Source organism: Streptomyces viridochromogenes DSM 40736 (assembly GCF_000158955.1).
GTDB lineage: Bacteria > Actinomycetota > Actinomycetes > Streptomycetales > Streptomycetaceae > Streptomyces > Streptomyces venetus.
The window spans coordinates 2,868,815-2,886,343 of the sequence record NZ_GG657757.1 but is presented as its reverse complement, the minus strand read 5'-3'; the positions used below and the strand labels follow the sequence as shown (position 1 = coordinate 2,886,343).

General features: G+C 70.8%; 20 protein-coding genes. 11 read left to right on the top strand and 9 right to left on the bottom strand.

What is annotated here, in order from left to right; genetic code table 11:
* The first annotated feature begins 66 nt into the window (after positions 1-66).
* From SSQG_RS12625 to SSQG_RS12595, 7 genes are all read left to right on the top strand, one after another.
* The gene (locus tag SSQG_RS12625; protein ID WP_003990148.1) at positions 67-1,200 is read left to right on the top strand and encodes a carbohydrate kinase family protein; all 1,134 of its coding nucleotides are present in this window, start codon (positions 67-69) and stop codon (positions 1,198-1,200) included.
* A gap of 182 nt (positions 1,201-1,382) precedes the next feature.
* Positions 1,383-2,450 (top strand): PhoH family protein, encoded by a 1,068-nt coding sequence (locus SSQG_RS12620; RefSeq protein ID WP_003990147.1) that lies wholly within the window; start codon positions 1,383-1,385, stop codon positions 2,448-2,450.
* Positions 2,451-2,464: 14 nt separating this feature from the next.
* Entirely contained in the window at positions 2,465-2,962 is a 498-nt protein-coding gene (ybeY, locus tag SSQG_RS12615) for an rRNA maturation RNase YbeY (protein WP_003990146.1), read from the top strand.
* An 8-nt stretch (positions 2,963-2,970) separates the two neighbouring features.
* On the top strand, positions 2,971-4,275 hold the full coding sequence (locus SSQG_RS12610; protein WP_003990145.1) for a hemolysin family protein: 1,305 nt from the start codon (positions 2,971-2,973) through the stop codon (positions 4,273-4,275).
* The gene (locus SSQG_RS12605; protein WP_003990144.1) at positions 4,272-4,631 is read left to right on the top strand and encodes an MmcQ/YjbR family DNA-binding protein; all 360 of its coding nucleotides are present in this window, start codon (positions 4,272-4,274) and stop codon (positions 4,629-4,631) included. Before SSQG_RS12610 ends, SSQG_RS12605 begins: the two co-directional genes overlap by 4 nt.
* A 20-nt stretch (positions 4,632-4,651) precedes the next feature.
* Positions 4,652-5,005 carry a cytidine deaminase gene (locus SSQG_RS12600; RefSeq protein WP_039932513.1) on the top strand — a complete coding sequence of 118 codons (354 nt, stop codon included), beginning with the start codon at positions 4,652-4,654 and terminating at the stop codon, positions 5,003-5,005.
* Between the two features lie 287 nt (positions 5,006-5,292).
* A complete protein-coding gene (locus tag SSQG_RS12595; protein WP_003990142.1) occupies positions 5,293-5,769 on the top strand; it encodes a hypothetical protein in 477 nt (158 codons plus the stop codon).
* 33 nt (positions 5,770-5,802) lie between these two features.
* Here SSQG_RS12595 and SSQG_RS12590 read toward each other — a convergent pair whose 3' ends face one another.
* Both SSQG_RS12590 and SSQG_RS12585 read right to left on the bottom strand, forming a co-directional pair.
* On the bottom strand, positions 5,803-6,141 hold the full coding sequence (locus SSQG_RS12590) for a P-II family nitrogen regulator (protein ID WP_003990141.1): 339 nt from the start codon (positions 6,139-6,141) through the stop codon (positions 5,803-5,805).
* Positions 6,138-7,448, bottom strand: a complete 1,311-nt coding sequence (locus SSQG_RS12585; protein ID WP_003990140.1) for an ammonium transporter — start codon at positions 7,446-7,448, stop codon at positions 6,138-6,140. Before SSQG_RS12585 ends, SSQG_RS12590 begins: the two co-directional genes overlap by 4 nt.
* A gap of 337 nt (positions 7,449-7,785) precedes the next feature.
* Here SSQG_RS12585 and era point away from each other — a divergent pair, with 337 nt between their 5' ends.
* Complete coding sequence (gene era / locus SSQG_RS12580; protein ID WP_003990139.1) at positions 7,786-8,748, top strand: GTPase Era; 963 nt, start codon at positions 7,786-7,788, stop codon at positions 8,746-8,748.
* Between the two features lie 16 nt (positions 8,749-8,764).
* Here era and SSQG_RS12575 read toward each other — a convergent pair whose 3' ends face one another.
* The 6 genes from SSQG_RS12575 to SSQG_RS39070 form a co-directional block, all read right to left on the bottom strand.
* Positions 8,765-10,588 carry an ABC transporter ATP-binding protein gene (locus SSQG_RS12575; RefSeq protein WP_003990138.1) on the bottom strand — a complete coding sequence of 608 codons (1,824 nt, stop codon included), beginning with the start codon at positions 10,586-10,588 and terminating at the stop codon, positions 8,765-8,767.
* Positions 10,566-11,039: a lasso peptide biosynthesis B2 protein gene (locus SSQG_RS12570; RefSeq protein WP_003990137.1), complete on the bottom strand. Its 474-nt coding sequence runs from the start codon at positions 11,037-11,039 to the stop codon at positions 10,566-10,568. Before SSQG_RS12570 ends, SSQG_RS12575 begins: the two co-directional genes overlap by 23 nt.
* Complete coding sequence (locus SSQG_RS12565; RefSeq protein WP_003990136.1) at positions 11,036-11,362, bottom strand: lasso peptide biosynthesis PqqD family chaperone; 327 nt, start codon at positions 11,360-11,362, stop codon at positions 11,036-11,038. The genes SSQG_RS12570 and SSQG_RS12565 overlap by 4 nt, the downstream gene beginning before the upstream one ends.
* Positions 11,343-13,184: a lasso peptide isopeptide bond-forming cyclase gene (locus tag SSQG_RS12560; RefSeq protein ID WP_003990135.1), complete on the bottom strand. Its 1,842-nt coding sequence runs from the start codon at positions 13,182-13,184 to the stop codon at positions 11,343-11,345. The genes SSQG_RS12565 and SSQG_RS12560 overlap by 20 nt, the downstream gene beginning before the upstream one ends.
* A gap of 86 nt (positions 13,185-13,270) precedes the next feature.
* On the bottom strand, positions 13,271-13,384 hold the full coding sequence (locus tag SSQG_RS41335; RefSeq protein WP_158681031.1) for a keywimysin-related RiPP: 114 nt from the start codon (positions 13,382-13,384) through the stop codon (positions 13,271-13,273).
* 130 nt (positions 13,385-13,514) lie between these two features.
* Positions 13,515-13,961: an ATP-binding protein gene (locus tag SSQG_RS39070; protein WP_208865637.1), complete on the bottom strand. Its 447-nt coding sequence runs from the start codon at positions 13,959-13,961 to the stop codon at positions 13,515-13,517.
* Between the two features lie 248 nt (positions 13,962-14,209).
* On the opposite strand from SSQG_RS39070, the gene SSQG_RS12550 reads away from it, so the two are divergent.
* From SSQG_RS12550 to SSQG_RS12540, 3 genes are read left to right on the top strand one after another with little or no spacing between them, the layout of a single operon-like run.
* Positions 14,210-15,076 carry a helix-turn-helix domain-containing protein gene (locus tag SSQG_RS12550; protein WP_003990133.1) on the top strand — a complete coding sequence of 289 codons (867 nt, stop codon included), beginning with the start codon at positions 14,210-14,212 and terminating at the stop codon, positions 15,074-15,076.
* Entirely contained in the window at positions 15,073-15,324 is a 252-nt protein-coding gene (locus tag SSQG_RS12545; protein ID WP_003990132.1) for a DUF397 domain-containing protein, read from the top strand. The genes SSQG_RS12550 and SSQG_RS12545 overlap by 4 nt, the downstream gene beginning before the upstream one ends.
* Positions 15,325-15,374: 50 nt before the next feature.
* The gene (locus SSQG_RS12540) at positions 15,375-16,187 is read left to right on the top strand and encodes an SAM-dependent methyltransferase (protein ID WP_003990131.1); all 813 of its coding nucleotides are present in this window, start codon (positions 15,375-15,377) and stop codon (positions 16,185-16,187) included.
* On the opposite strand, the gene SSQG_RS12535 is transcribed toward SSQG_RS12540, so the two are convergent.
* Positions 16,177-17,499: a GH1 family beta-glucosidase gene (locus SSQG_RS12535; protein WP_039932511.1), complete on the bottom strand. Its 1,323-nt coding sequence runs from the start codon at positions 17,497-17,499 to the stop codon at positions 16,177-16,179. The two genes, SSQG_RS12540 and SSQG_RS12535, sit on opposite strands and share 11 nt — an antisense overlap.
* Positions 17,500-17,529 lie beyond the last annotated feature (30 nt).

Below are 17,529 nucleotides of genomic sequence, written 5' to 3'. Positions count from 1 at the left end.
CCGGCGTCACGTTGTCGGTGGTGTGGTGCAGACTGGGCTGATCCGCACCACGTCAGGGAGCGCATCGTGACCGCGTCCACCGCCCCGGCCGGAAAGGGCCCGAGAAAGGGATCGCACCGCCCGTCGCAGGTCGATCCCCTCGCAGCGCTGCGAGCCCCGGACGACCCGCCCTGGGACGTCTATCTCACCGGCACCGTCTTCCTCGACATCATCTTCACCGGGCTCGACTCCGCCCCGGTGCGCGGGACCGAGTCCTGGGCCCGCGGGATGGGGTCGAGTCCCGGCGGCGTCGCCAACATGGCGACCGCGCTGGCCCGCCTCGGCCTGCGCACGTCCCTCGCGGCGGCCTTCGGCGACGACCACTACGGCGACTACTGCTGGGACGCCCTGGAGCACGGCGAGGGCATCGACCTCTCCCTGTCGCGCACGGTGCCCGGCTGGCACTCCCCGGTGACCGTCTCCATGGCGTACGAGGGGGAGCGCACGATGGTCTCGCACGGCCACGAGCCGCCCCCGGAGGAACCGGCCCCCGAGTGCCCGCCCCGCGCCCGTGCCGCCGTCGCCTCCCTCGCGCCCGGCGTCAGCGCGCCCTGGATCGCCCAGGCGGCGGGCAAGGGCACCCGTGTCTTCGGCGACGTCGGCTGGGACGACACCGGCGCGTGGGACCTGGCGGGCCTGCCCGACCTGCGGCACTGCGAGGCGTTCCTGCCGAACGCGGAGGAGGCCATGCGGTACACGGGGGCGGACTGCCCGCGGGCCGCCGCGCACGCGCTGACCGAGTACGTGCCGGTCGCCGTGGTGACCCTCGGGGCGGACGGAGCGTACGCGGTGGACCGGCGCACGGGGGAGACGGCCGAGGTGCCGGCCATCGCGGTCGAGGCGCTCGACCCGACGGGCGCCGGGGACGTGTTCGTCGCCGGGTTCGTGGCCGGGACGCTGGCGGACTGGCCGCTGGCGGACCGGCTGGCCTTCGCCGGTCTGACGGCGGCGCTGTCGGTGCAGGAGTTCGGGGGGTCGTTGTCGGCGCCGGGGTGGTCGGAGATCGCGGCGTGGTGGCGCAGAGTGCAGTCGGTGGAGGGGCAGTCGCAGGCGGCGTTGCGGAGGTACGGGTTCCTCGCGGGGCTCGTGTCGGAGGAGTTGGTGAGGCCCTGGCCGTTGCGGAGGGCGGTTCCCACGATCGGGTTCCGGCGCTCGGCGTGACCCCCTGGCAGGCCAGGGTCCTCCGGCCCCCTGACCCCCGGCCTGTGCCCACCCACCACGCGAATCACTCCTCCAAAACCCCTACGGCGTTGTCAGTCCCCCGTCGTACCCTGGGAACCGCGAGGCCGCCCTCAGCTACGCGGCCGTGAAGAGGAGGATCCGCAGGCCTTAAGCGCCGGCCCATGACTCAATCATCGACAGCTCACACCCCCGCGCAGGAGCAGGCGAGAGCGCAGTTCACGGTCCCCGCCCAGCACCCCATGGTGACCGTGCTGGGATCCGGCGACTCCCTCCTGCGCGTGATCGAGAAGGCCTTCCCGGCGGCCGACATCCACGTCCGGGGCAACGAGATCAGCGCGGTAGGCGACCCGAAGGACGTCGCCCTCATTTCGCGCGTGTTCGACGAGATGATGCTGGTGCTCCGCACCGGGCAGCCGATGACGGAGGACGCAGTGGAACGCTCGATCGCCATGCTGAAGGCGAGCGAGAACGGGGAGAGCGACGGCCAGGAGACCCCGGCCCAGGTGCTCACGCAGAACATCCTGTCCTCGCGAGGCCGCACGATCCGCCCCAAGACGCTCAATCAGAAGCGCTACGTGGACGCGATCGACAAGCACACGGTGGTCTTCGGCATCGGCCCCGCCGGCACCGGCAAGACGTACCTGGCGATGGCCAAGGCGGTGCAGGCCCTGCAGTCCAAGCAGGTCAACCGCATCATCCTGACCCGCCCCGCGGTCGAGGCGGGAGAGCGGCTCGGATTCCTCCCGGGCACGCTCTACGAGAAGATCGACCCCTACCTGCGCCCGCTCTACGACGCGCTGCACGACATGCTCGACCCGGACTCCATCCCGCGGCTGATGGCGGCGGGCACCATCGAGGTCGCGCCGCTGGCGTACATGCGTGGTAGGACGCTCAATGACGCCTTCATCATCCTGGACGAGGCCCAGAACACGAGCCCCGAGCAGATGAAGATGTTCCTCACCCGCCTCGGCTTCGACTCGAAGATCGTGATCACGGGTGACGTGACCCAGGTGGACCTGCCCAACGGGCAGAAGTCGGGTCTGCGGCAGGTGCAGGACATCCTGGAAGGCGTCGAGGACGTCCACTTCTCCCGGCTTTCGTCCCACGACGTGGTCCGGCACAAGCTGGTGGGCCGTATCGTCGACGCGTACGAGAAGTACGACACCACGCACGGCACCCAGAACGGCGGGAACAAGAGCCGCGGCAAGTCCGTGCACAAGGGGAAGTAGACAAGCACAACACCATGTCGATCGACGTCAACAACGAGTCCGGCACCGAGGTCGACGAGCAGGCGATCCTCGACATCGCCCGCTACGCACTCGCGCGGATGCGCATCCACCCGCTCTCCGAGCTCTCGGTGATCGTCGTGGACGCCGACGCCATGGAGCAGCTCCACATCCAGTGGATGGACCTGCCGGGCCCGACGGATGTCATGTCCTTCCCGATGGACGAGCTGCGGCCGCCGTCCAAGGACGACGACGAGCCGCCGCAGGGGCTGCTCGGCGACATCGTGCTGTGTCCCGAGGTCGCCCAGAAGCAGGGTCAGGAAGCGGAGACGCAGCACTCCATGGACGAGGAGCTCCAGTTGCTCACCGTCCATGGCGTGCTGCACCTGCTGGGCTACGACCACGAGGAGCCGGACGAGAAGGCCGAGATGTTCGGCCTCCAGGCGGCCATCGTGGACGGCTGGCGTGCGGAGCGGGGCCTGACCGGCCCCTCCCCGGCGCCGACGGTCTCGTAGCGCCGCCGATGAGTCCACAACTCGCCCTGGGTGCCATCGCCCTGGTCGTCGTGGCCTGGCTCGCCGCCTGTGCGGAGGCGGGCCTCGCACGCGTCTCCAGCTTCCGCGCCGAGGAGGCCGTGCGCTCCGGCCGCCGCGGCAGCGCCAAGCTCGCCCAGGTCGCCGCCGACCCGACCCGCTACCTCAACGTGGCGTTGCTGGTCCGCGTCGCCTGCGAGATGGCCGCAGCCGCGCTGATCACCTACGGCTGCCTGAAGACGTTCGACGGCACCACCGAGGCGCTGCTGGTCGCCATCGCGGTCATGGTCCTGGTGTCCTACGTCGCCGTCGGGGTCTCCCCGCGCACCATCGGCCGCCAGCACCCGCTGAACACGGCGACGGTCTCGGCGTACGTCCTCGTGCCGCTGGCCCGGGTCATGGGCCCGATCCCGTCGCTGCTGATCCTCATCGGTAACGCGCTCACCCCCGGCAAGGGCTTCCGGCGCGGCCCGTTCGCCTCCGAGGCGGAGCTGCGGGCGCTGGTCGACCTGGCCGAGAAGGAGTCCCTCATCGAGGACGAGGAGCGCCGCATGGTGCACTCGGTCTTCGAACTGGGCGACACCCTCGTCCGGGAGGTGATGGTCCCGCGCACGGACCTGGTCGTCATCGAGCGCTTCAAGACCATCCGCCAGGCCCTCACCCTCGCCCTGCGCTCCGGTTTCTCCCGCATCCCCGTGACCGGCGAGAGCGAGGACGACATCGTCGGGATCGTGTATCTGAAGGACCTGGTCCGCAAGACGCACATCAGCCGCGAGGCCGAGTCCGAGCAGGTGTCCACGGCCATGCGCCCGGCGTTCTTCGTGCCCGACACCAAGAACGCCGGCGACCTGCTGCGCGAGATGCAGAAGGAACGCAACCACGTCGCCGTCGTCATCGACGAGTACGGCGGCACCGCCGGCATCGTCACCATCGAGGACATCCTCGAGGAGATCGTCGGCGAGATCACCGACGAGTACGACCGCGAACTGCCGCCGGTGGAGGACCTCGGAAAGGACCGCTACCGGGTCACGGCCCGCCTCGACATCGGCGACCTGGGCGAGCTGTACGGCCTGGAGGAGTTCGACGACGAGGACGTCGAGACGGTCGGCGGGCTGCTGGCGAAGGCGCTGGGCCGCGTGCCCATCGCCGGGGCGTCGTCCGTCGTCGCCCTCCCCGACGGCCGCGAACTGCGGCTGACCGCGGAGGCCGCGGCGGGCCGCCGCAACAAGATCGTGACGGTGCTCGCGGAGCCGGTGCCCCCGGCGGACCCCGCGGAGGAGGAGAAGCCGGAGTGACTCCCCAGGAACTGCGCGCGTTCTGCCTGTCCTTCAACGCGGCGACGGAGGACTTCCCGTTCCGCCCGGAGATCTCGGTCTTCAAGGTGCGGGGCAAGCTCTTCGCGCTGTCGCACCTCGACGAGCGGCCCCTGAAGGTCAACCTCAAGTGCGACCCGGACGACGCGATCCGGCTGCGCCGCGAGCACGAGGGGCTCATCGTCCCGGGCTGGCACATGAACAAGCGTCACTGGAACACCGTCACGGCCGACGGCGAGCTGCCGGACCAGCTGGTCAGGGAGCTCATCGAGGACTCCTACGACCTCGTCGTCGCGGGCCTCCCGCGAGCGGACCGCCTCCGCCTCGACCGTCCGTGACCCTTACGTATGCTCGGATCATGACCGACAGCAGCGCGCTCGACCCCGAGGACCGCAAGATCGTCACCCTGGCCCGTTCCGCCCGGGCCCGCAACGGCGTGCCCGAGGGGGCGGCCGTACGGGACGAGACCGGACGCACCTATGTCGCGGTGACCGTGGCCCTCGACTCCCTGAAACTCAGCGCCCTTCAGACGGCGGTGGCCATGGCGGTGGCGTCCGGCGCCGGGTCGCTGGAGGCGGCGGCTCTCGTGACGGAGGCGGAGACCGCGTCCGCGGAGGATCGGGCGGCGGTGCGGGATCTCGGTGGTGCGGAGACGCCGGTGCTCGTGGCCGGGGTCGACGGGGTGGTCCGGCTGAGGGTCTCTGCGGGCTGAGGACCTGGGGGCTGAGGACCTGCGGGCTGAGGACCTGGGGGCTGCGCCCCCAGACCCCCACGGGCCTGGACGGCCTCGTCCTCGAACGCCGGACGGGCTGGTTGGTCCTGGCCGAACTTCGCTGTAACCGGCGGTAATTAGGCCAGATTCAAACCTTGCCGCCACCTGTCCCACGCGCATCAATGGAACCGTCAATTCCGACGGACCGTCAGGTTCGGCTCTCGCGCAGCGTGCCCGCACTCACCTGCCGAGCGGTCCCCCCACCACGAAAAGGGAGCCGGAATCCCATGAGATGCAAGCGAATCGGAGCAGGTGCGGCACTGGCGGCCGGGGCCCTCGCGGCCACCGGGCTCGCCTTCGCACCGGCAGCCCTCGCCGTCACCCCCCAGACGGCGACGATCAGCGCGGACTGCGGCGCCTTCGGCAGCGGCGAGGCCACGCTCACCGCCACACAGGACGGCACCGCCGCCACCGTCGCCGTCAAGTCCTCCGCCATCACCGCGCCGATCGCGCTCGGCGCGGACTCGATCACGTCCACCCTCACCCTGGTGAGGTCCGGCGGCGGCACCGTCGACTTCACCGGCACGGAGAACCCGGCGATGGCCGCCGGTGCCCCCGTCGAGGTCGGCCCCCTCAGCGGCACCGTGGCCTCCGGCGACAGCCTGGAGGCCTTCGGCGGCTCGCTGAGGATGACCGTCTTCGGCATCACGATCACCTGCACGGCGACCGGGCCGCAGTCGCCGGGCCCGTTCGTGTTCGACTGAGAGCCCCGAAAGCCAAGCGAGGCGGTCCCGGGGTCAGAGCGCGTCGGGGCCGCGCTCGCCCGTCCGCACCCGGACGACGGTGTCCACGGGCAGCGCCCAGACCTTCCCGTCACCGATCTTGCCGGTCTGCGCGGCCTTCACGACCGCGTCGATGACGGCCTCGGCGTCCGCGTCCTCGACGACGACCTCGATACGGACCTTCGGCACCAGGTCGACCTGGTACTCGGCGCCGCGGTACACCTCGGTGTGGCCGCGCTGCCGGCCGTAGCCGCTGGCCTCGCTCACGGTCAGGCCCTGGATGCCGAGTTCCTGCAAGGCGTTCTTGACCTCGTCGAGGCGGTACGGCTTGACGATCGCGGTGATGAGCTTCATGCCTGGGGGGTGACCTTCTGGGCGGGGGAGACGACGGAGGAGGAGACCGGGGCGCCGTGGCCCAGGACCCCGTGATCGTAGGCGGTCTCGGCGTGCACCGTAAGGTCCAGGCCGGTCTGCTCCTGCTCCTCGCTCGCGCGGAAGCCCATCGTGGCGTCGATCAGCCTGCCGATGCCGTACGTCACGGCGAACGCGTACACCGCCACCACGACCACGGCCAGCAGCTGCTTGCCGAGCTGGGCGAGACCGCCGCCGTACAGGAGGCCCTCGGCACCGCCGGTCATCGAGTCGACGGCGAAGACGCCGATGAGGAGCGTGCCGATGACACCGCCGACCAGGTGGACGCCGACGACGTCGAGGGAGTCGTCGTAGTTCAGCTTGAACTTCCAGCTCACGGCGTACGAGCAGACCGTGCCGGCGGCGAGACCGACGACCAGGGCGCCGAGCAGGGAGACGGACCCGCAGGACGGGGTGATCGCGACCAGACCGGCGACCGCGCCGGACGCGGCGCCCAGGGTCGTGGGATGGCCGTCGCGCTTCTGCTCGACGAAGAGCCAGCCGAGCAGGCCGGTGCAGCCCGCGGCGAGGGTGTTGAGGAACGCGGCGGCCGCGAGACCGTTCGCGCCGAGGGCGGAACCGGCGTTGAAACCGAACCAGCCGAACCAGAGCAGACCGGCGCCCAGCATCACCATGGGCAGGTTGTGCGGACGCATGGCGTCCTTCTTGAAACCGAGCCGCGGGCCCAGGACCAGGCACAACGCCAGTCCGGACGCGCCGGAGACGATCTCGACGGGCAGCCCGCCGGCGAAGTCGAGAGCGCCGAGCTTCTCCAGGATCCAGCCACCCGGGCCCCACACCCAGTGCGCGACCGGAACGTATACGAGCAGCGCCCACACCGGCACGAAGACCAGCCACGCCCCGAACTTCGCCCGGTCGGCGACCGCGCCGCTGACCAGGGCGGCCGTGATGATCGCGAAGGTGAGCTGGAAGGTGGCGAAGAGGAGGGTCGGGACGGTGCCCTGGACGCTGTCCGGGCCGAGGCCGCGCATGCCGACGTGGTCGAGCCCGCCGATGAGTCCCCCTACGGCGTCCTCGCCGAAGGTGAGCGAGTAGCCGGCCGCCAGCCACACCACGGTCACCAGGGCGATCGACACGAAGCTCATCATCAGCATGTTGAGGACGCTCTTCGTGCGGACCATGCCGCCGTAGAACAGGGCGAGACCCGGGGTCATCAGCAGGACGAGGGCGGTGGCGGCGAGCAGCCAGGCGGTGTCGCCGGTGTCGGCGTGTGCGGCGGCCAGGGGCACGGTGTCTCCAACGGGGTGGGGCTCCGGGGGCTAGGGGCCTTCCGATGGATCTCCGCAGCGTCGCGACGCCCGGCACGCACGCTCGCCGCACGGTGCGAAGGGCCAGGTGGCTCCGCCACATGACCCTTCGCACCGCACGCCGATCACACGCACCGAACGCCGCTCCTTCTCCTGCGGAGATCCATTGGAAGGCCCCCAGCCAGAGGTTCACCGGCGTGCGTTTCCGGCGGTGCACGGCCGTGTTTCCGCGATGTTTCGTTGCGTGAGGGTTTCGGAAAGCTCACGTGGGCGGGGGTGTGCGGGCCGCTGTGCGGAGGGGTCTCGTGGATCAGGGAGAATGGGCGGCATGAGCGTGCGTACCCAGTCATCCGAAGAGTCGGGCGAGACCGTCCACCGTGCCGGCTTCGCCTGCTTCGTCGGCCGCCCCAACGCGGGCAAGTCGACCCTGACGAACGCTCTGGTCGGCCAGAAGGTGGCGATCACGGCGAACCAGCCGCAGACCACGCGGCACACCGTGCGGGGCATCGTGCACCGCCCGGACGCCCAGCTGATCCTGGTCGACACCCCGGGGCTGCACAAGCCGCGCACGCTGCTGGGCGAGCGGCTCAACGACGTCGTGCGCACGACGTGGGCCGAGGTCGACGTGATCGGCTTCTGTCTGCCGGCGAACGAGAAGCTCGGCCCCGGTGACCGCTTCATCGCGAAGGAACTGGCGTCCATCAAGAAGACGCCGAAGATCGCGATCGTCACGAAGACCGACCTGGTCGACGGCAAGATGCTCGCCGAGCAGCTCATCGCGATCGACCAGCTCGGCAAGGAACTGGGATTCGAGTGGGCGGAGATCATCCCGGTGTCGGCGGTCGGCGACAAGCAGGTGGACCTGCTGGCCGACCTGATCGTCCCGCTGCTGCCCGAGGGCCCCGCGCTCTACCCCGAGGGCGACCTGACCGACGAGCCCGAGCAGGTCATGATCGCCGAGCTGATCCGCGAGGCGGCCCTGGAGGGCGTCCGCGACGAGCTCCCGCACTCCATCGCCGTGGTGGTCGAGGAGATGCTCCCCCGTGAGGACCGCCCCGCCGACAAGCCCCTCCTCGACATCCACGCCTTCGTCTACATCGAGCGCCCCAGCCAGAAGGGCATCATCATCGGCCCCAAGGGCAAGCGCCTGAAGGAGGTCGGCATCAAGTCCCGCAAACAGATCGAGGCCCTGCTCGGCACACCGGTCTTCCTGGACCTCCACGTGAAGGTCGCGAAGGACTGGCAGCGGGATCCCAGGCAGTTGCGCAAGCTGGGATTCTGAGGGGTCGGCTTCTCGGTCACCCGGCTCCGCCCTTCAGGCCCGCTGTGCGCGGCACGCGGAGATCCCCTGTCTGCTGTGCGCGGATGAGCGACCTGTAGTGCTCACTGCTGTCGAGGAGCTCCCCGTGGCTGCCCGTGGCGACGACTCGGCCGGCGTCGAGGACGACGATCAGGTCCGCGGCGCGAATGGTCGACATGCGGTGCGCGATCACGAGCAGCGTGCACTCCCGCGCGGTCTCCCGCATCGATCTGCGCAGCGCCGCTTCGCTGACCGCGTCCAGATGGGCGGTCGGCTCGTCCAGCAGGAGAAGGCGCGGCCGGGCCAGCAGAGCCCTGGCGATCGCGATCCGCTGGCGCTCACCGCCGGAGAGCGCCATGCCGTGCTCCCCGGCGTCGGTCTCCAGACCCTCCGGCAGACGGGCGATCAGATCCGTGAGGTGTGCCAGCTCGACCACCCGGTCCAGCTCCTGCGGCCCGGCGTCCGGGACGGCGTAGGTCAGGTTCTCCCGCAGCGTGCCGTACAGCACGGGGGCGTGCTGTTCCACCAGACCGACCCGGGCCCGGTGCGCGGCCCGGCCGATCTCCTGTATGTCAGCGCCGCCGAAGAGGATGTGGCCGCGATCCGGGTCGTAGAACCGCTCGATCAGCGCGAACACGGTGGACTTTCCGACCCCCGAACTGCCGATCAGGGCGACATGGGAGTGCTCCGGCGCCTCGAAGGTCACGCCGCGCAGGACGGGGCGCCGGGGATCGTAGCCGAACCACACGTCGCGGAACTCCAGCGCGGGCGCTCGTGGCCCGCCGTCGCCATCCGCCGGGCCGCGCGCCGGAGCCCCGGCCGCTGACACGGCGTCCTGCTCCGTGGGCAGTTCGAGCACTTCCGTGACCCTGCGGTACGCCCCCACGCCCTGCTCCATGGTGCTGAGCGACTGGAACAGCATGCCGATCGGCTCCACCAGGTAGATCATGTAGAGCAGGAAGGCGGCGAGGTCGGCGATCGACCCCTGCCGGTCGGCGACCCGCATGCCGCCGATGAGCAGGACGACGATGAACGATCCCTTGACGGCCAGTTGGATCGCCGGTGCCACCACGGCGTCCAGCTTCGCCATCCGCACGCTTCCCACGTAGGCCGATCTGGCGCCACCCGCGATGCGGTCGGTCTCGCGCTGCTCGGCGCGGCTGGCCCGGACGGTGCGGATGGCGCCGAGGGCGCGTTCCAGATCAGCGGTCATCGCGCCCGTCGCCCGCTGCGTCAAGAGCGACGCCACCTCGATGCCGTGCAGCACCGACACGACGATCACGGTGGCGATCGCCACCATGCCCAGCACGACGAGGAACATCAGCCAGTCGAGCCAGATCATCAGCACCACGATGCCGATCAGCCCGATGGCACCGGTGATCGCTTCGGTGAAGCCCTCCGCGACGAGCAGCCGCAAGGTGGTGCTGTCGGTGCTGGTGCGCGAGATCAGATCGCCGATGCGGTGGCGGTCGTAGACGGCCATGGGCAGTCGCAGCACGTGCTTGATCAGGCCGAGCCGGATCCCCAGGACGATCCCTTCGCCCGTGCGGGCCAGGACGAACTGGGCGAGGCCCTGCACCAGAGCCTGGGCGAGGAAGAGGACGACCAAAAGCACCAGGGCCGGCCCGATCGCGCTGCCGGACGAGGTCGACTCGATCACCTGCTTGACCAGCAGCGGCTGGGCCAGGCTCAGAGCCGAGGCCCCCAGCGTCAGCAGGACGGCGAGGGCCACCCACCGCCGGTGGCCGTGCAGCAGGCGCAGGAAGTCCAGTGGGGCGGTCCGGCTCCGCTCGCCCGTCTCACCGGTCGTTTCGGGCTTCATGGATCACGGCCTCGCGGCTGACGGGACCAGGTGCGCAGGGCACGGTGAAGAGGGGTCGGAAGTAGTCGGGCGGGTGGTTCTCTCCCACCGGCACCCCCTCCGCCTCCACCCAGGCGTGCGCACCGAAGGGCGGCAGACGCCGCGTGCCTACGCACCAGGTCGGCCACTGGCCGTGCAGGCGGCACAGCAGGATCGTGGCCAGGGAGCGGGGCAGACACCCTTCCCGGCCCCCGCACGCCAGGCTGACCGCGACCACGGAGTCCCGGGCGGCCCGGGTCTGCTCGAAGGTGGCCGGACGGGCGCCCCGGCGCAGCCACTCCAGCACGGCCCTGATGCGCCGGGGGCGCCGACGGGCCAGCAACCGCGCGGCGCCCACGGCGAGCCGGACCGGGATCCGGCGTCGCAGGGGCACCGAGTGCGGGTCGTGGAAGATCACCTCCGGTGAGGTCATCGCCGCTTCCTCCCCGCCCGCCGGCCGCGTCCGCGCGGCCATCGGCCGTGGGCCCTGCGGCCGGGGTCGTCTTCGCCCAGGCCCGCCGAGCGCAGTTCGCCGACCAGCTCCCGGACGTCCCGGTGCGCGGTGCCGACGTCCACCGCGTACTCCTCGGTGAGCCTTTGCGCGGCCTCGGCTTCGGTACCGCCGTCCAGCAGGGTCCGCAAGGCGACGGCGGCGCTGGGATTGAGCGTCCAGTACTGGTCGCCGTCCTCGTCGAGGAGCGCGATTCCGTAGTCCGTCTCGGCCGTGAACACACCCTCACGCAGCTTGAATGCCATCGGCCCTCTCCAGCTCCAGCGTGCGCAGCCACAGCTCGCACACCACGGTCTGGTACAGCGCGTCGAACGGCAGAGTCGGGGGCAGCGGCCGGCTGCACGTCTCGTGCAACACCTTCGCGTCGATCAGACCCGCCCGGGCCAGCCGGGAGTCCTCGCACAGGGCCAGCAACTCGGCACGCTGCTCCCGCATCCCGGCCTCCGCCTCGTACGAACCCTCGTCCTTGGTGTGGCGGGTCAGGCTCTCGGCGGGCACGATGCCGCGCATCGCCTCGACGATGAGCGGCTTGTACCGCCAGGGGGTGATCCGGTCCTGCGGCCGCACCGCCAGGCCCGCCTCGATCACGCGGTCGTCGTAGTAGGGGGCGGCGAAGACGAGCCCGGTGCGGCCGGCCAGCTGGCTCACCTGCCGGACCATGCGGGAGTTGTTCCCCAGGGCGTCCAGCTCGACGTGCTGTCCGCGCCCTTCCGCCAGGGGCTCGGTGGTACGTGCCGCAGTGCGGATCAGCTCTCGTACGGTTTCGACGGCGTCCGGTGTCGTCCATGGGGGGAGCCGTGGTGGCGTCCCCCAGTCCAGCGCGGGCGTCTGCAAGGGAGGCGGTACGGCGGTGAGCTGGTCGCCGGCCCGGGTGAGCCACGAGCGGTAGGAACTGTCGTCCCACAACTGCCGGAGCGTTTCCCGGTACGGCCAGGGGCCCTGGGCGGCGAAGCCACGCAGGCGCTGCCACGCGACCCGGGGGTGGCTCCGTATCAGCGTGTGCAGATGCGCAGGCGAGCCGGCGAGCAACTCGTCCCCGCCGAAGCCCGTCAGGTGCATGCGGGAACCGTGTTCCGCGGCCAACCGTGGAACGGCCAGACAGCGGCTGGGATGCATCATCGCCGGGCACGGCTCGTCGAAGCGCTCGGCCACGTCCCGAAGGCCCTCGAAGACCATCGGCAACCGGTCTCCGGCGAGGGTGTGGTGTTCGACGTCGTCCAGTCCCGCGACCGTCCTGCGAGCCCAGGTCACGTCGTCGCACAGGGGATCGAGGCCGTCGGCGGTGTAGGCGACGACCTTCGCCGTGCCGCGGGCGGCCAGCGCGCACACCGAGGTCGAGTCCAGCCCGCCCAGATCGCAGCTCACCACGTCCCGGCCCCGGACACGGACCTCCACCGCCGTCGAGAGCGCCTGCCGAAAGGCCGGCGCGCCCTCGGCCATCGGCGCCACCGGCTCGGGAGGCGTCCACCACGCGACGGGCCGTCCCCGGCCGTCCGCGTCGAGTGCCAGGTAGCGGCCCATCCCCAGGGCGTTCACCTCACACCACACCGGCTCGCCGGCCAGCGGGTGCGGCGCGTACGGGTTCAGCAGGCGCACTGCCAGCCGCTGCTCGTCGACCTCCGCGCCGAGCAGGGCGGCCAGGACGTCGGCCCGGTCCGCGGCCACGGTGGCGCCGCCGACCCTGGCGTGGAACACCCGCCGGAAGCCGCTGATGCTTCCCTGGACCCGCACACGTCCGGCGACCGAGGCGATCAGGTGAGAACTCCCGGCCAGGTCACGGGTCAGACCGTCCAGCTCGGCGATCGTGTCGATCCGGCCCGCCGCCGGGCCGAGCCGGTCGGCGGTGACGGCGTGTTCACCGACGATCACGATCTTCGTCCGGCCCGCCTCCCCGAGGGCCATGGCACCGGGGGACCAGCGGCCGAGCAGCCAGGGACGTCCGGACGGGTGGCCGACCTCCTGGATGTTCCGGGTGCGAAGCGCGGCGGCCACCGGGGCCGCCGAAGCACAGTCCGGAAGGATGACGAACCAGCCCGGCCCCTCGCCGGAATCGGGAAAACCGACCATGCCGGTCCCTTCCTGCACGCGGGGGGCGGCAGGACTGACGCCCTACCGCCGCTTGGAGAGCCCGTGCCGGTGGCACAACCGGCAGATCAGAAGAACTTCCTCCGGAAGAACCAGAAACGTTCCGGTCCGTCCTTGAAGCCCAGACCGGTCTTGCGGAAGGAGCCGACCGCAGTCAGCGTCGGACGCTCGTAGGTGCGCATCTCGTTGCACCTCCTGAACTGCGCACGTCGCTATCGGTTATCTCCTCCACAATAGGCACCAATGTGCCCATATAGCCAAAAGGGCCTCTCTGTTGTTGATTCAACATTTAGGGTTGCTCAGTGCGCCGTGTCATAACACCGTCGCCAGGCTCGCCCACACCGCGTTGCCGCCCGTCAGGGGCGAGCGGGTGATCCCCCAGCAGTCGGCTATCTCGCGGACGAGCAGGAGCCCGCGGCCGTTCTCGTCGTCGAGGCCGGGGCGGCGGTCGGGAATGCCGCGGCCCGAGAGGTCGCCGTCGTGCACCTCCAGCCGGAAGCGGTCGCTCGTCATCCGCGCGATGCCGCAGAGGATCCGTTCACTGAGGGTGTGCAGGACGGCGTTGGTCACCAGCTCGGACACCAGCAGCACGGCGTTCGCGCACGCCTCGTCGGGTATCTGCCACGAGGTCAGCCGTGCCTGCGTGGCATGACGGGCGACCCTGACGCTGGTCCGGTGGGGCGGCAGTTCCAGCCAGTGCGTACGGCCCGGGCGCACCGCGTCCAGGGAACGGGGAGTGGAAGTCGTGTGGGGGGACACGGCGGTCGCCTTCCGTGGGGGGTGGGCGAGTCGAGGAAGGTGGGGGAGCGGGCAACGGACCGGCCGGAAAGTGGGGTTCGGGCTTCCGGAGCCCTGTTCACACAAGTAACTATGCTCGCAGAGCAGTTCACGCTGCAACCATCTCCCTGATAATTTCAACCGGAACGCATCGTCCCGCTCGGACGTCTGACGGAACGATCAAGTCCTGTTCAGACTTGCGCCCGTGACGACCCCTCAGGAGGTAGGGCGTGAACGACGCGAGACCGGGCACCGGCGCACCCACCGTTCTCCGCATGATCCTCGGCCGTCGGCTCCAGGAGGCCCGGCAGGCCGCGGGCCTGTCCCTCGACGACGCGGCCAAGGTCCTGCGCGTGACACCGCTGACCATCCGCCGCCTGGAGAAGGCCGAGGTCGGCCTGAAGATCCTCTACGTCGAGAAGCTGCTCCAGACCTACGGGGCGGGCCGGCAGGAGATCGAGGAGTTCGTCACCCTGGCCGAGCGGGCCAACGAGCCCGGCTGGTGGCACCCCTACCGCGATGTGATGCCGGCCTGGTTCACCGCCTACGTGAGCCTGGAGACCGGCGCCGGAACACTGCGCACCTACGAGCCGCAGTACGTCACCGGCCTGCTCCAGACACCCGGGTACGCCCGGGCCGTGCTGCGCGGAGGGTTCCCGAACGACAACGAGGAGGACCTGGACCGGCGCGTGGAGTTGCGACTGCGCCGCCAGAGCCTGCTCACCAAGCCGGACGCGCCCACCCTGTGGGTGGTGATGGAGGAGGCCGTACTGCACCGGGAGGTGGGCGGCCCCGAGGTGATGCGGGAGCAGATCGACCGGCTCCTGGAGGCGTCCGAGGTGGAGCACGTCAGCGTCGACGTCGTTCCGTTCTCCGCCGGCGCCCACGTCGGCGCGTGCGCGCCCTTCACCTACTTCCGGTTCGAGGAGCGGGAGCTGCCCGACATCGTCTACAGCGAGATCCTCTCCGCCTCCGTCTACCTCGACCAGCGCGCCGACGTCGTCGCCCATCTGGAGGCGCACAACCGGCTGTCGCTGAAGACCTCGTCCGCGGACAGCAAGGCGCTGTTGAACCGCATGCGGAAGGAGTACTCATGACCATCGTCGAGGGCACCGTCTACAACGGGATGCCCGCGTCGGACCTGGGGGAGCAGGGCTGGGAACGGCCCTGGAGCGGTCCCAACGGGGGGCAGTGCGTGGAGACCAAACAACTCGCCGACGGCCGCGTGGCGGTCCGGCAGTCCACGGATCCGGCCGGTCCCGCGCTGATCTACACGCCCGAGGAGATCACCGCGTTCGTCGCGGGCGTCAAGCGGGGCCTCGCCGACCACCTGACGGCCCACTGAGACCACCGAGCCTCACTCGCACCACCACCCCCACACCCGAGAGGCACAGCATGACCCACTCCCAGGCCGCGCGGGACATCGACACCAGCAGGCCCCACTCCGCCCGCATGTACGACTACTACCTCGGCGGCAAGGACCACTTCGAGATCGACAAGCAGGCCGCCGAGCGGGTCGCCGAGGTCTACCCCGCCATCTTCGTCTGCGCCCGCGAGAACCGGGCCTTCATGCACCGCGCCACCCGGGTCCTCGCCCGCGAGCACGGCATCCGCCAGTGGCTGGACATAGGTACCGGCATCCCCACCGAGCCCAACCTGCACCAGGTGGCCCAGTCGGTCGTCTCCGACGCCCGCGTGGTCTACGCCGACAACGACCCCCTGGTCCTCAAGTACGCCGAGCGCCTGATGCGCAGCTCGCCCGAGGGCCGGACGACGTACATCGAGGCGGACGTCAACGACCCCCGGACCCTGCTGAACGCGCCCGAGCTGGCCGAGGTCCTGGACCTGAACCGCCCGGTCGCGCTCTCCCTCAACGCCCTGATGCACTTCGTCACCGACGCCCAGGACCCGTACGGCATCGTCCGCCGCCTGCTGGACGTCCTGCCCTCGGGCAGCGCCCTGGCGCTGAGCCACTGCACGCCCGACTTCGACCCGGCCACGTGGCAGAAGGTCACCGACATCTACACCTCGGCCGGCACCCCCGTGCGGTTCCGCTCCCAGGAGGACGTCGCCCGCTTCTTCGACGGCCTGGACCTGCTCGACCCGGGCGTCACCGTGGGCCACCGCTGGCGGCCCGACGCCACCGAGGGCGACGTCCCGACGGACGCCGAGGTCAGCCTGTGGACCGGCGTGGGCATCAAGCCGTAGGCGCCTGAGCCCTCAGCATCTCCCGGTACCAGCGGTACGAGGCCTTGGGGGTCCGCTCCAGGGTCTCGAAGTCGACGTGGACCAGGCCGAAGCGGCGTGCGTAGCCCTCCGCCCACTCGAAGTTGTCGAGCAGGGACCAGACGAAGTAGCCGCGCACGTCGACGCCCGCCTCGATCGCCCGGTGAAGGGCCCGGACGTGGCCGTCCAGGTAGCCGATGCGCTCCTGGTCGTCGACGCCCGGGTAGGAGCAGCCGTTCTCGGTGATGACGACGGGCGGCAGGCGGTCGCCGTAGCGGTCGCGGAAGCCGGTGAGGAGTTCGGTGAGGCCCTCGGGGACGACCGGCCAGCCGAAGTCCGTGACCGGGTGGCCCTCGATCTCGCGGACCGAGAAGGGGAGTTCGGCCGGCATGGTGACGCCGCCGAACTCGATCTCCGTGCCCTGCGGGGCGCCCACCCGGGTCGGGGCGTAGTAGTTGACGCCGTACCAGTCGAGCGGCTCGGCGATCACCTTCAGGTCGGCCTCGACGTCCCCGGGCATCAGCTCCCCGATGCCGTCCGGGTACCGGCCCAGCAGCAGCGGGTCCGCGAAGAGGCGGTTCAGCAGGAGGTCGTAGAAGTCGGCCGCCTCCACGTCCGCCGCCTCGGTCGAGGCCGCCCAGGTCGGGCCGTGCGAGTTGGCGATGCCGATGTCACCGGCGCCACTGGCGCGCAGGGCCCGTACGGCCAGGCCGTGGGCCAGCAACTGGTGGTGGGCGACCGGGAGCGCGTCGAACAGCAGCCGCTTGCCCGGGGCGTGCACACCCAGGGCGTGACCGAGCAGGGTGTGCTCGGCGGGCTCGTTCAGGGTGATCCACTTGGTCACCCGGTCACCGAGGCGGCCCGCGACCAGCGACACGTACTCCGCGAAGCGTTCCGCCGTGTCCCGCTCCAGCCAGTCCAGGTCCGCCGGCAGGTCCCAGTGGAAGAGGGTCGGCGCCGGGCGGACGCCCGCCGCGCACAGCTCGTCCACCAGCCGGTCGTAGAAGTCCAGGCCCTTCTCGGAGCGCACCCTGGGCCAGGAGACCGAGAAGCGGTACGCGCTCACGCCCAGGTCGGCGAGGAGGGCCACGTCCTCGCGGTGGCGGTGGTAGTGGTCGCAGGCCACCGCCGCCGTCGAGCCGTCCTTCACCCGTCCCGGCCCGGCCGTGAAGGCGTCCCACACGGACGGCTCGCGGGCGTCCGCCGCGCCCTCGATCTGGTGCGCCGAGGTCGACACGCCCCAGAGGAAGCCGGCCGGGAAGCGGGGGATCGGTTTGCCTGCGTCAGTCGCCATGCGCTGGATCATCCGTACCGGCGGTAACGG

What these genes read in the sequence shown, in the direction of transcription:
- SSQG_RS12620 (WP_003990147.1), top strand. Translation starts at nt 1,383, where the DNA reads ATGACTCAATCATCGACAGCTCACACCCCCGCGCAGGAGCAGGCGAGA.
- ybeY (WP_003990146.1), top strand. Translation starts at nt 2,465, where the DNA reads ATGTCGATCGACGTCAACAACGAGTCCGGCACCGAGGTCGACGAGCAG.
- SSQG_RS12610 (WP_003990145.1), top strand. Translation starts at nt 2,971, where the DNA reads ATGAGTCCACAACTCGCCCTGGGTGCCATCGCCCTGGTCGTCGTGGCC.
- SSQG_RS12600 (WP_039932513.1), top strand. Translation starts at nt 4,652, where the DNA reads ATGACCGACAGCAGCGCGCTCGACCCCGAGGACCGCAAGATCGTCACC.
- SSQG_RS12595 (WP_003990142.1), top strand. Translation starts at nt 5,293, where the DNA reads ATGAGATGCAAGCGAATCGGAGCAGGTGCGGCACTGGCGGCCGGGGCC.
- SSQG_RS12590 (WP_003990141.1), bottom strand. Translation starts at nt 6,141, where the DNA reads ATGAAGCTCATCACCGCGATCGTCAAGCCGTACCGCCTCGACGAGGTC.
- era (WP_003990139.1), top strand. Translation starts at nt 7,786, where the DNA reads ATGGGCGGCATGAGCGTGCGTACCCAGTCATCCGAAGAGTCGGGCGAG.
- SSQG_RS12575 (WP_003990138.1), bottom strand. Translation starts at nt 10,588, where the DNA reads ATGAAGCCCGAAACGACCGGTGAGACGGGCGAGCGGAGCCGGACCGCC.
- SSQG_RS12570 (WP_003990137.1), bottom strand. Translation starts at nt 11,039, where the DNA reads ATGACCTCACCGGAGGTGATCTTCCACGACCCGCACTCGGTGCCCCTG.
- SSQG_RS12565 (WP_003990136.1), bottom strand. Translation starts at nt 11,362, where the DNA reads ATGGCATTCAAGCTGCGTGAGGGTGTGTTCACGGCCGAGACGGACTAC.
- SSQG_RS12560 (WP_003990135.1), bottom strand. Translation starts at nt 13,184, where the DNA reads ATGGTCGGTTTTCCCGATTCCGGCGAGGGGCCGGGCTGGTTCGTCATC.
- SSQG_RS41335 (WP_158681031.1), bottom strand. Translation starts at nt 13,384, where the DNA reads ATGCGCACCTACGAGCGTCCGACGCTGACTGCGGTCGGCTCCTTCCGC.
- SSQG_RS12545 (WP_003990132.1), top strand. Translation starts at nt 15,073, where the DNA reads ATGACCATCGTCGAGGGCACCGTCTACAACGGGATGCCCGCGTCGGAC.
- SSQG_RS12540 (WP_003990131.1), top strand. Translation starts at nt 15,375, where the DNA reads ATGACCCACTCCCAGGCCGCGCGGGACATCGACACCAGCAGGCCCCAC.
- SSQG_RS12535 (WP_039932511.1), bottom strand. Translation starts at nt 17,499, where the DNA reads ATGGCGACTGACGCAGGCAAACCGATCCCCCGCTTCCCGGCCGGCTTC.